The organism is Mycobacterium conspicuum, assembly GCF_010730195.1.
GTDB classification, from domain to species: Bacteria; Actinomycetota; Actinomycetes; order Mycobacteriales; family Mycobacteriaceae; genus Mycobacterium; species Mycobacterium conspicuum.
On the sequence record NZ_AP022613.1, the window covers coordinates 1,946,771 to 1,960,285 of the forward strand.

At 63.6% G+C, this 13,515-nt stretch carries 11 protein-coding genes; 5 read left to right on the forward strand and 6 right to left on the reverse strand.

What is annotated here, in order from left to right; all coding sequences use genetic code 11:
* Positions 1-304 precede the first annotated feature (304 nt).
* Together G6N66_RS09455 and G6N66_RS09460 are read left to right on the forward strand one after the other, a co-directional pair.
* Positions 305-1,573, forward strand: coding sequence for an acyl-CoA reductase (locus tag G6N66_RS09455; protein ID WP_232079257.1), 1,269 nt, complete (start codon positions 305-307; stop codon positions 1,571-1,573).
* Positions 1,574-1,604: 31 nt separating this feature from the next.
* Positions 1,605-3,059, forward strand: a complete 1,455-nt coding sequence (locus tag G6N66_RS09460) for an aldehyde dehydrogenase family protein (protein WP_232079258.1) — start codon at positions 1,605-1,607, stop codon at positions 3,057-3,059.
* 39 nt (positions 3,060-3,098) lie between these two features.
* Here the strand turns inward: G6N66_RS09460 and G6N66_RS09465 are convergent, their stop codons facing one another.
* The 4 genes from G6N66_RS09465 to G6N66_RS09480 are packed head-to-tail and all read right to left on the reverse strand — an operon-like array spanning position 3,099 to position 8,009.
* Positions 3,099-4,352 (reverse strand): cytochrome P450, encoded by a 1,254-nt coding sequence (locus G6N66_RS09465; protein WP_085231656.1) that lies wholly within the window; start codon positions 4,350-4,352, stop codon positions 3,099-3,101.
* Positions 4,349-5,737 (reverse strand): phosphotransferase family protein, encoded by a 1,389-nt coding sequence (locus G6N66_RS09470; RefSeq protein WP_085231655.1) that lies wholly within the window; start codon positions 5,735-5,737, stop codon positions 4,349-4,351. Before G6N66_RS09470 ends, G6N66_RS09465 begins: the two co-directional genes overlap by 4 nt.
* On the reverse strand, positions 5,737-6,729 hold the full coding sequence (locus G6N66_RS09475) for a cyclase family protein (protein WP_085231654.1): 993 nt from the start codon (positions 6,727-6,729) through the stop codon (positions 5,737-5,739). Before G6N66_RS09475 ends, G6N66_RS09470 begins: the two co-directional genes overlap by 1 nt.
* A gap of 44 nt (positions 6,730-6,773) precedes the next feature.
* Positions 6,774-8,009: a cytochrome P450 gene (locus G6N66_RS09480; protein WP_085231653.1), complete on the reverse strand. Its 1,236-nt coding sequence runs from the start codon at positions 8,007-8,009 to the stop codon at positions 6,774-6,776.
* A gap of 257 nt (positions 8,010-8,266) precedes the next feature.
* Between G6N66_RS09480 and G6N66_RS09485 the strand changes: the two genes are divergently transcribed.
* Positions 8,267-8,932: a GntR family transcriptional regulator gene (locus tag G6N66_RS09485; protein ID WP_163645804.1), complete on the forward strand. Its 666-nt coding sequence runs from the start codon at positions 8,267-8,269 to the stop codon at positions 8,930-8,932.
* Between the two features lie 24 nt (positions 8,933-8,956).
* Here G6N66_RS09485 and G6N66_RS09490 read toward each other — a convergent pair whose 3' ends face one another.
* Together G6N66_RS09490 and G6N66_RS09495 are read right to left on the reverse strand one after the other, a co-directional pair.
* Positions 8,957-9,937 (reverse strand): hypothetical protein, encoded by a 981-nt coding sequence (locus G6N66_RS09490; RefSeq protein WP_085231651.1) that lies wholly within the window; start codon positions 9,935-9,937, stop codon positions 8,957-8,959.
* A gap of 5 nt (positions 9,938-9,942) precedes the next feature.
* Positions 9,943-11,139, reverse strand: coding sequence for a cytochrome P450 (locus G6N66_RS09495; protein WP_085231650.1), 1,197 nt, complete (start codon positions 11,137-11,139; stop codon positions 9,943-9,945).
* Positions 11,140-11,335: 196 nt separating this feature from the next.
* Here G6N66_RS09495 and G6N66_RS09500 point away from each other — a divergent pair, with 196 nt between their 5' ends.
* Positions 11,336-12,790, forward strand: a complete 1,455-nt coding sequence (locus G6N66_RS09500) for an aldehyde dehydrogenase (RefSeq protein WP_085231649.1) — start codon at positions 11,336-11,338, stop codon at positions 12,788-12,790.
* Between the two features lie 20 nt (positions 12,791-12,810).
* A complete protein-coding gene (locus tag G6N66_RS09505; RefSeq protein WP_085231648.1) occupies positions 12,811-13,509 on the forward strand; it encodes a hypothetical protein in 699 nt (232 codons plus the stop codon).
* Positions 13,510-13,515 lie beyond the last annotated feature (6 nt).

Below are 13,515 nucleotides of genomic sequence, written 5' to 3' on the forward strand. Positions count from 1 at the left end.
CTTCTCACCTTTCGCCGCGACCGGCTTGCCCGCTGGAAGCCGGTGCGAGTACCGTAACAAATTATGCAGACATTCTGCATAGTGATGAGAAGCGGCTGCGGAAGCTGGTATGCGCGGTGCGTCCGAGCGATCACGTGGCCAGCCATTAGGGGCAGGTGTGATCGATGGTCTTCGAGTCAGGGAAGAGGTCTAGGTGACGACGAGTGCACCAACGGCGGTACCGCATTTCATCCGGGGCGAGCTGCGCGATCCCCGCGCGAGCGCCGCGGTCGAGCACGATGGCTTCACCACGCCCGCACTGGAATTGGACGAGCTGGTCTGGCCGCGCACGCAGCCCGGACCAGCATTTGATGTTCCGCTGGCCGAGATCATCGATTTCCTGGCGGCCGTCGGCGAACGGATGGACCTGGAGACCAATCCGCACTTACAGCATGCGCTGGAGGCCAGCGCGGCCTTCAGTGCGCTGGGGCCCCGCATCCTCGCCCAGGGCTATCGTGGTCTGCGGCAGGCGTTTGACCCCGACAAGCTGTGGTTCCAAGTCGACCACGAAGTCGGCCGTGACGTGCTCGATGGGTGGAAGGAGGTCCCCGACCTCACCGGCCAGGTACGCCGCATCCGGGCCTTTCCGCCCCGGCTGGTGCACATCATGGCCGGCAACGCGCCCGGCGTGACGGCCGCCTCGATCGTGCGCGGCGCCCTGACCAAGGGTGTGCACCTGCTGAAGTTGCCGTCCAATGACTTGTTCACGGGTACGGCGCTGCTGCGGACGATGGCAGAGGTCGGCCCCAATCACCCGGTAACGCAGTCCTTTTCCTGCGTGTACTGGCGCGGCGGGGATCCCGAGGTCGAAAGTGCGCTGTTCCGAGCCCAATATTTTGACCGGCTGGTGGCCTGGGGCGGGGATGCGGCGATCCGCTCCGCGTTGCAATACGTTGCCCCGGGCTTCGATTTAGTGTCGTTTGATCCCAAGGTGTCGATCTCGCTGCTGGGGCGCGAAGCGCTGGCCTCTGAGGAGGCGATGCGCACGTCTGCGGCCGCCGCGGCTTATGATGCCAGCCTTTTCAACCAGGAGGTGTGCGCAGCTAGCCGATTCGTGTATGCCGAAGGTGACCGTGACGACCTCGTGCGCTGGTGTGAGCTGTTAGTGTCCGAGCTCGGCGTGGAGCGCGACCTGGCAGATGCGGTGGTGCCCACGCTGCTTCCCGCCGACGCGCGCGCCGAGGTTGAGGTATTGCGGTCGATGTCGCCGGCTTATGACGTGTTTGGCGCCACCGACGGAACCGGTCTGGTGATCCTGTCGGAGGATCCGGTGGGTTTTCATCCCTCGGCCAAGACGGTCAACGTGGTACAGGTCAGTTCCCTGCATGACGCCTTGCAGTATGTCAACGTTGCCACCCAGACCGTCGGCATTTTCCCGCCGGCGCGCGGCGCCGAACTGCGCGACTCGCTTGCCGCACATGGGATGCAACGCCTCGTGCCGTTGGGCCAGGTGCTCAACGTCGCCCCCGGCTATCCGCATGACGGGTTTTTCGCGCTGCACCGCTTCGTCAAGTGGCTCGTCGACGAATGTTAGTCCGGTGGCGGGGACTTGGGCTGGAGGTCTGGTGAACAACGAGCGCAAAGAGGTCTTGGATGCCGCGTTGATTCTGGGCGATCGCCGGGTGACCGAAGCCCGCGGTGGAGTACTGGACCACATCAACCCGGCGACCGGCAAGATCAACAAAACGTTCCCCGTCGCCTCCGCCGAGGAGGTCGACGAAGCGGTTGCTGCGGCCCGCATCGCGTTTGAGCAGTGGCGCAGATGGTCGCCGGATGCCCGCCGGGAGGCCCTGATCCGGGTGGCGGCGCTGCTCGAAGAGCACGGCCGCGAAATCGGGACGATCTGCTCACTGGAAGGTGGGCAGCCCTTTTTCGAGCAAGGGGGCTGGTATCCGGCATCGTGGTTTCGCTATTACGCCGGGTGGGCGGACAAGATCACCGGGGAGCGGATTAATGCCTTTCCGTTCCCGGGTGTCGATTTCACCGTGCCCGAACCTGTCGGTGTGGTCGGTCTGTTCGTGGCATCGAATGGACCGATCGGCTTTTGTGGCATGGCCGGTGCTCCGGCCCTGGCGGCCGGCTGCTGTTTGGTGATCAAGACGCCCGAGGTCGCTCCGTTCACCACGGTCACCTTCGCGCGGCTGTGCCGCGAGGCGGGGCTGCCGCCGGGGGTGGTCAACGTGATCCACGGGGGCCCCGAGGTCGGCAACGCGTTGGTGACCCACCCCGGTGTCGACAAAATCAGCTTCACCGGTGGCACCGCCACCGCACGCAAACTGCAGGCGGCCTGTGCGACATCCCTCAAGCCGATGGTTCTCGAGCTCGGGGGCAAGTCGGCCAACATCGTCTTCGCTGACGCCGACATCGACGCGGTCATCCCCATGTCTGCACGGTTTACTTTCAATGCCGGGCAAGGCTGTTCGATGCCGACGCGGTTGCTGGTGGAGCGCTCCGTCTACGAGCGGGTCATCGATGGGGTGGCTGACATCGTGAGCAAGGTGGTGGTGGGACGGCCGTTTGATCCGGGGGTGATGATGGGTCCGGTGATGAGTGAGGCGGCAGCCAATCGGATCGTCGGTATGATCGCGGAGGCCGAGGCGTCGGTGGCCGGAGCCGTACTGATGGGCGGGCACCGGATGGGTGGCGAGCTGGCCGACGGGTTCTTCGTGGAACCCACGATGGTGATCGACGTCCACAACGAGTCGGTGATCGCGCAGAACGAGATCTTCGGGCCGGTACTGTGCGTGATGCCCTTTGACGACGAGGACGAGGCGGTGGCGCTGGCCAACGGCACTGACTATGGCCTGGCGGCCTATGCCCAAACCACGGATATGAATCGGGCGCGGCGGTTAATCGACTCGCTGAAGGCCGGCACAGTGCACATAAACAGCACCGGCCCGGGCCCGGTGTCGCCGGCGTCTCCTTTCGGGGGCATCAAAAACAGCGGTTATGGCAGACAGGGAAGCCGATTGGGCCTTGAGGAATTTCTGTCCTACAAGAACGTGTACCTCAATATATGAGCCAGAGCGCGGCTGGGGGAGCGACTCAGGCGCGAAAAGTTAACTCGCTGAACTGAATAGCACTGGAAGTGTGTCCGGTGAACGCAATGGCATTCCCACGATCTGCGGTGTCGGCGCGCTGGGATCAAGCCGCAGGTCGGGCAAGCGCTCAAGGATCGTTTGCAGTGCGACCCGATTTTCCATGCGGGCAAGGTGATTGCCGAGACAGGCGTGCGCCCCGACGGCAAACGCGATCTGAGCGTTGGAGTCTCGGTGCACGTCGAAGGTGTCGGGATCGGGGAAGATCCGCTCGTCGCGGTTGGCCGACCCAACGAACAGGTTCACGAGCGCCCCCGCGGGAATGTCCACGCCACCCAGCCGGCTGGGCCGGGTGCTGATCCGGCCGGTATGGAAAATCGGTGCCTCCCAGCGCAGGCCCTCCTCGACCGCGGCCGGGATCAGTACCGGATTGGCCCTGACCTCATCGAGTTGGTCGGGGTGAGTCAGCAGCGCAAAGAGCAGGTTGCCCAGTGACCGGTAGGTGGTCTCGACGCCGGCGGGCAGCAGCAGCCTCAGGAACGCAAAGATCTCTTCGTCGCTGAGCTTGTGCCCGTCGACCTCAGCCTCGACGAGTTCGGTGATCAGGTCGTCCTGCGGGTCGCGGCGACGCTGCCCGACGAGGTGCGCGAAGTAGTCGCGCAACGCATGAAACGCTGCCATGCCCCGGTCCCAGTTCAGCGGGATGCTGATCATCTCGATGGACCAGCGCTGGAATTTCTTCACGTCTTCGCGCGGGACTCCGAAGATGCGGGTGATGACGCGCACCGGGAGCGCAAAAGTGAAGCGCCGCACCAAATCGACCTGGCCGGCTGCGACGAACGAGTCGATGAGTTCGTGGGCGACCGGGCGAACGAGTTCGTCTTCCCAATGGACGACGCGTCTGGGTCGAAAAGCGGGAGCGACCAGCGCACGATGTACGCGGTGTTCGGGCTCATCCATCGCGACGATGGTATGGGCCAGCAGCGGGCCGATGGCCTCGCCGATGAGAGCGGACGAGTAGGTTTCATGGTCGCGGAAGACCGCCGAAACTTCCTCATAGCCCAGCACATTGACGGCGTTGATGTCGGCCTCTTCCCCGGCCATGCCCTCAGGCCCGAGCGCGGTACTCAAGGGGAGCGGCCATTGGCGCTGCACGCTGTTGCGCCGCCTGGCCTCGGCGACGTAGGGATACGGATCGACAGGAGGCCCGAGCTGCAGCGTGTCCGGAAGTTCGAAAGGATCCGCGTTGCCTTCAACGGATGCATCTGTTGTCATCGGTCTGCCTTCCGGGGTGCGAGTCGTTCGAAGTCGCCGGAGTCCTGCGCGATCATCATTGGCTTGTGTAGGTATTCGCGGCGACGTTCGGTACGCGCAAACAGCCACACCAGTTCCTCGAGCCGCTCAGCTGGCCCTGCAGCCACGAGCTCGGCAAGCTTCGCGTACCCGTCATCCCGGTCATCGGGACGACGGCCGAGAACCTTGGCCATGTCGCTCAGGTCGGCGTCGAGAAGCGCTGCGCCGACGCGTGATTCGAGTTGCACCGAGAGGGCGATCGAGGTAGCCGCGGAGATCTCGAATCGGCCGGCCTCGTCGGTCTCGATGGGTGCGCACTTGACCTCGAGGTACTCCACCAGGTAGTCAATCAGCTGCGGCCATTCTGAGGCGGGCGCCTCCGGCAGTTCCGGCGGCTCGACGTCGAGGCCGATGGCTTCAGCGAGGGCGTCGGTCAAACCGCGACGCAGCGTGGCGTTCCACCCGAAGCCGGGGAAGACGGGTTCGATGTGGGCGGACGGCCGCTGCATGATTGTCGAAAGCCCGATGGGCGTGAGCAGCATCGACACCACGGTGTAGAAGCCGAGCGCCTGCCAGTCGATCGGGCGTCCGCTGATCTCCTCATAGTGGGCGATCGGTTTTCGCAGCGGCCCGGTCGGATAGAGCATGTTGCGCATCCTGATCACGCCGAGGTCGAGCATCGGGTCACCGATGTGGGACAGTTCCCAGTCGATCAGCGCGGTGAGATGCCCGTCGGCGAACATGAATTGGCCGGGGCCGGTATCGCCCTGCACGAAGCTGACGTACCGATCACCGGGCGGGACGTTGGCGTGCAGCCACCAGATCCCCAGCTCCAGTAGGGGTTCGGGTTTCAGGTATTGCTTCCACCCGGCAAAGTCTTGCTCGACGTATCCGAATTTGCCGCCGAACGCCCTTTCTTCTGGCGTGACAGGGATTTTCAAGCCGGACAGGGTCATGGAATCGACATCGAGGCGATGCAGGGCGGCGAGCTGCTCGATGTATTCGGTCATTACCCGTTCGCGGGTTTCATCGTCGGGCGCGTCCTTGAGTTCATTGGTGCCCTCGACGCGCTCCATGAGGATGAATCGGTGCTCGTCGTTGAAGCCGAGAAACTCGGGAACTTTGATGCCCTGGCCCTGTAGCGCTTTGAGCACGCGTGCTTCGTGAGCGATGTCGAAATGCTGTTGGAATGTGGAGCCCGCAGCGAGCCCTTGTCGCTCTGAGCGCACCAGCACCTCGATCGTGCCCTCGGGTCGTTCGATCTTCAAGAAGTGGTGGGGTCGCCACCGAACCTGCTGCTCGACATCGACGACCCGGCCGCCGCATCGTTGCTCGACCCACTGCACGGCCGAATCCGGCAGCGCCATCAGAACACCGCCACGGGATTGATCGGTGATCCCGAGCCCCCGACGACGCGTAGCGGGCTGATCATGAGCTGGAATTCCCAGCGTCCTAGCTCTGCGCACACCTCGCCGAGCCGCTCGAGGTCGCAGTTGTCAATGAGCGGCATGCCCATCGAATTGAGGGCATAGACGTGCACGGTGGCGCCTAGGGCCTCGGGGTAGATCGGTGGGATGGTCTCCTGGGGGCCGTCGCTGCCGATCACGGCCACGTCGCGTTGTTTGAGCCACGGCAAGCAGGCCTGATGCCATCCCGCCATTTGGCCCCAGCGGGCGTGATCGTGGGCATCAGCGTATTCGGTGGAGGAGCCGGTGGCGCTGCTTCCTTGATGCCAGCGGCCGGTGCGCAGCAGCACGATGTCGCCGGGCCCGATCTGCACGCCCTGGGCCTTCGCGGCGGCCTCCAGGTCGGCGGGGGTGACTGCACGGCCTCCTTCGAGCGCATCAACGCCTTCGATGCGGGGAATGTCAAGCAACACACCGCGGCTCACGATGCCGTCGCTCATCTCGGTGACCGATGCCCACAGCGCGCCGTGTTCGGAGGTCACCATGCCCGCCGGTCGGTCGTTGTAGATCCTTCCCTTCCAAAACAGGTGCGCCAGGGCGTCGATGTGGGTGACGTTGATGCCGTGGTACACCAGGCCGACGAATTCGACCGCGGATCCGAGATCGCCGTAGCCGAGCGCAGTCGGTGGTATCGAAGGATCAGCCTTCTGCACGCCCTCGCCGCTGGCGACGTAATACATCTGCGCGCAGTTGTCCGGATGCCCGTAGGCGGTGACCAGATCACGAGCGCACGACACCGTCCGGCCCTCGGTCACTAGGCGTGCCGCCGCAACCCGATGCTCAGGCTTTATCAGATTCAGGGTGCCGCGCTGATCGTCGGGGCCCCACCGGCCCCAATTCTTCAGCTCGTCGATGTAGTCGAGCACCTCGGAGGTGGTCGGCAGCTCTGCCATCGGTGGTGTCCTCCTTGAAAGGGTTGAGTCTGAGGCCTTTTCGTTCACTGAGGCGGCAACGCAGGGGCTTCCTCGTCGATGATGATGCGCAATGTCTGAGGGCCCAACAACATCGCGACCGGCATCGGATGAAATACCGGATCGGCCAGGTGGAATCTGACGACCCGGTTGAGGAACGTGCGCAATGCGATGCGAATCTCCATGCGGGCCAACCCTGCTCCGGGACAGATGTGGCGACCCGACCCGAACGACAAGTGATCGCGTGAACCGCGGCCTACAGCAAATACATCGGGCTCGCGGTGCATCGATTCGTCATGATTGCCGGCACCGATACACATGAAGACGGTCTGGCCCGGTTCGATATGCCGATCGCCTAGCTCGGTGGGGCGCCGACAGGTCCGCACCATGAACTGCGCCGGAGCGTCGATGCGCAGCGCTTCTTCAACCGCGGCCTCCACCACTGAGGGATCAGACCGCAACGCTGCATAGCTTTGCGGGTCACGACCAAGGCGGTAGAAAAGATTGCCGATCGCGTTACGCGTCGTATCGGTGCCGGCACCGATGATGAACATGATCTGTGCTCGGATGCTGCGCGGATCCAGCCGCTCACCGTCGACCTCAGTCGACAGAAACCGGCTCAGTGCGTCCTTAGGCCACTGATCGACCGGCATGGCGAGGCGCTCGGCGATGCGGGCGTCGACATGATCACGCATTTGCGGATTGCTGTCGGCGATGGCGATGCTTCGCCCCGAGGCTGCCGCTTCCTGAAACCGCTCGCCGCTTTCGCGTATCCAATCGAGGAACAGCGCGGCATCCGTTTCGGGGAAGCCCAGGAGTCGCGTGATCGCCGCCGGAGGAATGGGCCGCGCGAGATGCTCGACGAGGTCGACCCCCTGGGGACCAGCACTTCGCGCTTCGGTCAGCATGGTGTTGACCAGGTCCTCACACAGCTCGCCGAGGTAGGGCTCGATCCGTTGACTCTTGTGGAAAGCGACCACCGAGTTGATGATCTTGCGGACCTTCCCATGGCGCGGCTCGCTGATGGCCGCGATGTGCTTGTCCTCTTCGGGAAGTTGCTCCTGACCCGCGCTGCCGCCGAAGTCGTCGACGGAACTCAGTCCGCTCGCGACGGACTCGTAGGAGACCGCCGCCAAAATCCCATCCAACCCGGGAAACGGCACGACTTCTCCCTGCGCGCGCATCGCCCGGTAGGCAGCGCAGCGTTGATCTGGGTCGTCGTCGAGTGGATTCGCCACCACCAGCTCGTCGGATTCGCTCATTGGCGTGCCCCCGGCGCGAAGTCTTCTCGCGGTCGTCGCCGGCCCTGGCACAGTCCGTGCCCCAAGCTCCGTGGCAAGTCCACTCCGAACCCCTTACCGGAAATGCAGATTGTCTGCGATCCTGTGTGGATGCAGTTTTGCACTTAGGGCGACGCGTCCGCAAGGAGGGTGACTGTGCAGCGCGCATAATGTGCAAACAATCTGCGATTCGCGATGGCGCCGAACGAAGGAGCGAGAGTGGTGAAGGAGAGGAGTCGATGAGCCAGCCAGCAAGGCGCCTGGAGCGTCGCAGCAGTGGCGAGCTGGTTGCCGATCATCTTCGGCGCCAGATCATCTCCGGCGAGATGGGACCAGGCGAGCGGCTCACCCAAGAAGAGATCGGGGCGGAACTCGGGGTGAGTCGGGTCCCGGTCCGAGAGGCGCTGGTGATTCTGGAGCAAGAGGGTTGGGTGCGCATGGAGATGCACCGCGGCGGGCGGGTGTTGCCCATCGAGTCCTCAATCGGCGATAACGCCGAGGTGTGGAATTTGATATTCGGTCTAGTGGCGCGCCGGGCCGCCGACCGGCTAACACCCGAACTCGACACTCAACTGGGTGACATCGCAGTGCAGCTGGGCGCCACGAACGATGCGGCGGCGGTGTGGAATTTGTGCGAGGCGTATTTGGATGTGATCTTCGAGGCGGCCAGCGCGCCGGCGGTCGCTTGGACGTTGCGTCGCGTCCGCACGATGGCCGTCGACTCAATCTTTGAGGTCGTGCCGGAAGCCCTAGAGGTCAGCAGGGTCGGCGCGCTTGCGGTGATCGAGGCGATTCGTGATCGCGACGGTGCCGGTGCCGTCGCGGCCCACGACGCAATGCAGGCTGAATGCCTGCGCCTTTTAGTGTCGGCGTTCGAGCGCCGCAGGCCGGAGCAGCCCGCTTAGCGGCACATCGGCGGGCGGCCGGGTCTACCCGCTGATAATCGGTTGGGCGCGCCCGTCGGTCCACCAGTCGCTGTTGCCGAGGCTGTAGCGCACCATCCTCTGGTCATCGTCACGTTGGCACGTCCCGTCGGCGCCGATCGGTACGCCTGGCATCAGTACCGGTCGTTCTCCTTGCGGATCGATACGCCAGGTCCACGACTGGTTGAGAAAGTGGTAATTCACGGTTTCGGGAAACCCGTTGGGGCGCACGGTTGCTGTCGCCCGCACATCTGTGGCGGCGTGGAAGGTGCCGGCCTCATCGTGCAGCATTGCGAATCCCCATCCGTCAGCACCGTAGGCGAAGCTGGCCTGCACGAGGGTGCCGTCATCGTATTCGTTGGCGACGTGCTGCCAGCAGAATTCGCGGCCTTGTCCGTAAGGGCTGGCAATCCAGTTGGCACCCGTTGGGAAGTAATGGATCTCGTGTCCGACGAATCCCTGTACCGGTGCGCCCAGAAATGTTCCGCTGGTCCGATACTTGGCGGTCACCGCAAGGCATGCCCCGCCGGCCCAGGTGTTGAACCACTGCACGGCAGGGCCAACGAGCCGGCCGGCCACGTCGAGCAGCTCGGCGTCCATCCAGTGGCATGCCTCCGCTTGGTGTTCGAAGGTGAACGCTTCGCCGGGACCAGCGCCGATGCTACGGAACAACACCGAGGAGCGCGCTTGCTGTACCGCCGTGGTGCCCGACCACAGCTGATGCTCGGCATGTTCAACGGATTGGAGTTGACCGCCCGGGGCAGCGACAAATAGATGCCGCACCGGCGAGGACTCGGCGAACACCGCACGGATCGCTCGGCGCAGGTTTCCGTCGCCATCACGCCAGGATCCAAAGATGAACGAACCGAACTTCTGCAGTCCGTGGTAGGTGCTGCTGGGCAAGAGCAGCTCGGCATCGAACCCACACTCGCCGATAAGGCATTGCCCGCCGAAATCCCCTGCCGTGGGCAGCGATTGCGTGTGCACGATGGCTAACTGGTGGCGACCGGGAGACTCTGCCAGCCGCGCACCGTCGACGTCGACCCTAATTGGGCGCGAGACAAGTCAACTTCCCATTCGGGGAACCGCTTGAGGACCTCCTCTAGGGCGACACGGCCCTCTAGGCGCGCAAGCGCGGCGCCGAGGCAGAAGTGGGTACCGAACCCGAACGTCAGGTGCGCGGTGTTCGTGCGGTGGATATCGAAGACGTCACCATTGGGGTGGCGGCGGTCATCGCGGTTGGCTGAACCTACCAAGCACAGCAGCGCACTACCGGCTGGCACGGTCTTACCCTGAAATTGACTGTCACGCACAACATACCGAGCAACGTGTGGACCCGGTGGTTGAAACCGCAGCACCTCCTCGATGGCGTGCGGGATCAGCGTGGGGTCCTCGACGAGTTCACGACGCTGATCTGGGTTGTCGGCCAAGGTCTTGCCGGTCCAGCCGATCAGCTTGGTGGTCGTCTCGTTGCCGGCGCCGGCCAAAATGTTGACGTAGGTGAGGATCTCGGCGCGCTCCAGCCGCCGATGTGTGCCGTCCTCATCGGTGAACTCGACGGTGAGCAAGTCGGTCATCAAGTCATCAGAGGGATTCTGTGCGCGCCAGTCCAGGTAGTCCCCGAAGAAGTCGCCCCGGAGGGTGCCCCCGGCGGCTGCCATCGGTTGGCCCGCCTCAGTGCGCATGTTGGCGTCGACGTAGTCACGTACCCGCTGTTGCTCGGTTTCGGGGAAGCCGAGCAGCATGCCGATAACTCGCATCGGAAGCTCGGCGCCTAGGTCACGCACGAAGTCGAAGCCGCCGCTGCCCACGAAGCGGTCGAGCGTGCGTGCGCAGTAGCTGCGTACCTGTGGTTCGATGCCAGCCATCTTCTTGGGCGTGAAGACGCCGTTCATCAAGCGTCGGTGGATGGTGTGCAGCGGCGGATCTTCGAAGATGAAGACACCCGAGGGCATCGGGAAGTTGGCTTTGATCATCTCGAGCACGCTGCCCCGTGCCGAGCTGAAGGAGTCTTTGTCGGTCAACCCGTGTTCGACATCCGCAAAACGGCTGACGGCGTAGAAGTCGTGCTTCTCGTTGTAGTAGAGAGGGGTCTCCTCGCGCAGGCGCCGAAAGACCGGGTAGGGGTCGGCGTTGATTGCGGCGTCGTAGGGGTCGTAGTACACATCGGTCAAGCTTGTTGAACTCACGCTGCAGCTCCTTTTTCCTTGCCTTAGAACGCCGTTGAACCCGCGCACGAGCGGTGATGTACCACCAACCGCTCGAGGAGATCTGGTCAAACGCGGGCGTCGCAACCAATACCGCCTGAATTCGCCAGCATCCCTTCCCTAAAATGTAGAATGTCTGCAATACTCTAGCCTGCTCAGGGTTGAGGGAGGCAAGTACGTGCGCAGCTACGACCGACTGTTCATCGGGGGGGACTGGGTGCCTTCGGCCGGCACGACCACCCTCGACGTGGTCTCGCCGCACACAGAGCAGCTTGTGGCCCACGCTCCTGAGTCGACCGCATCCGACGTGAACCGTGCCGTGGCTGCCGCCCGGGCGGCGTTCGACGAAGGCGAATGGCCCCGGCTGACGCCCGCCCGCCGCGTCGAATACCTCGCCGCACTCGCCCGGGCCTACGAACCCCACGTCGCCGAGATGGCGACGTTGATGACCGAGGAAATGGGGTCACCGATCCAATTCAGCCAGGCCGGTCAGGCCTATGCCGCCGTCATGCTGATCAACTCCTATGTCGATCTGGCGCAACGCCATCCGTGGGAAGAGACGCGCAGCGGACTGATGGGTGACACTCTGGTGCGACGCGAGCCTGTCGGCGTCGTGGCGGCGATCGTGCCGTGGAACATCCCGCAGCTGGCGGCATTGGCGAAAACGGTGCCTGCGTTGTTGGCCGGCTGCACCGTTGTGCTCAAGCCGGCACCCGAGACGCCTATCGACGCGTTGCTTCTCGCGGAGATCATCGGCGAAATCGGGCTACCCAAAGGCGTAGTTAACATCGTCCCAGGTGGGCGCGACCTCGGTGAACATCTCGTAGGGCATCCTGACGTCGATAAAGTGTCCTTCACGGGTTCCACCGAGGCTGGCCGACGTGTTGCCGCGCTTTGTGGACAGGGGCTCAAGCGGGTCAACCTCGAACTGGGCGGTAAGTCGGCCGCGATTGTGCTCGATGACGCCGACCTTTCGGCCACTATCGACGGCCTCAAGCTCGTATCGTTTATGAACAGCGGCCAGACGTGTGTGGCCCAAACCCGCATCCTCGCTTCGCGATCCAACTACGACACAGTCGTGGATGCACTCGCCGAACTAGTCGCCTCTTTGAAAGTAGGTGATCCCAGCGACCCGCAAACTGAGATCGGGCCTCTGGTAGCGAGGCGGCAGCAGGAACGCGTCGAAAAGTACATAGCCATGGGCCAGGAGGACGGCGCGCGGCTGGTCGTTGGCGGCGCCGGAATGCCCAAAGGCCTCGACCGCGGATGGTATGTGCAACCAACCGTGTTCGCCGAGGTCGACAACCGAATGTCAATCGCCCAGGACGAGATTTTCGGACCCGTGTTGGTGGTGATCGCGTTCGATGACGTCGATGACGCGGTGCGCATTGCCAACGAGTCACGCTACGGGCTCGCGGGTTCTGTGTGGACGAGCGATGTCGAGCAGGGCATGGACATCGCCCGCCGGCTGCGCACCGGCTCTCTGGGCATCAACCAATATTTGCTTGACTTCGTCGCGCCGGGTGGCGGCTTCAAGGACAGCGGCATCGGTCGTGAAGGTGGTAGTGAGGGAATCGACGCCTACGTTGAGCTGAAATCGATTCTACCAAAACTTGTCTGGGCTTCAGCATGACACGATCAGGGCAGGATTCAGTGCTGTTTGTGCACGAGATCCATTCTGTCCACGGCGACACCGGTGAAGCCTTCGAAAGGTTGCTGTGTGACCGCTGGTATCCAGCGGTGGCCCGCGAAGACGGTGCCCGCCTGGTGTGGTGCGTGCGGTCGATGCCGGGCGCGATCGGCTATCCGGAGCTGATCACGCTCACCGCAGTCGCCGGTGCAACCGCACTCGAAGGGCTCATGACGCGGGTGCGGAGCGGGGACCTACACGACGACTACGCAGCGCTCGACGACATCCGGGTGAAGGTGACAACCCGATTAATGAAGCCACTGAACTTTAGCCCGCTAGCTATCGATCTTGCCGCGATGCCCACCACGCCAGTGGATCGAGGGCGCAGTGAGATGTATATCCACGACACCGTGCCGCCGTGCCCGGGCATGCAGCGTCGCTACGAGACCGCCATGGGTGACTTCTACATGAAGACCATCGAAGTCGAGGGCATGGTCATCCGAAACTGGGCCGGCTTGGAAACCATCGCCGGCGGCGGCACCGTCCCGGAAAACCTGATGATCACCCACATCGGCACCGCCAAGGCCGGCGCGGACCTGTTGATGATGGACATCCCACGCAGCGCATTCGAACCAGGCCAGTGGATGTATGAGGCCCTTCAACTACGCGACACCTGGACCTCGCGTCTGGTGCGGACCGTGCCGTGGTCCCCGATCGACTGAAGGCGG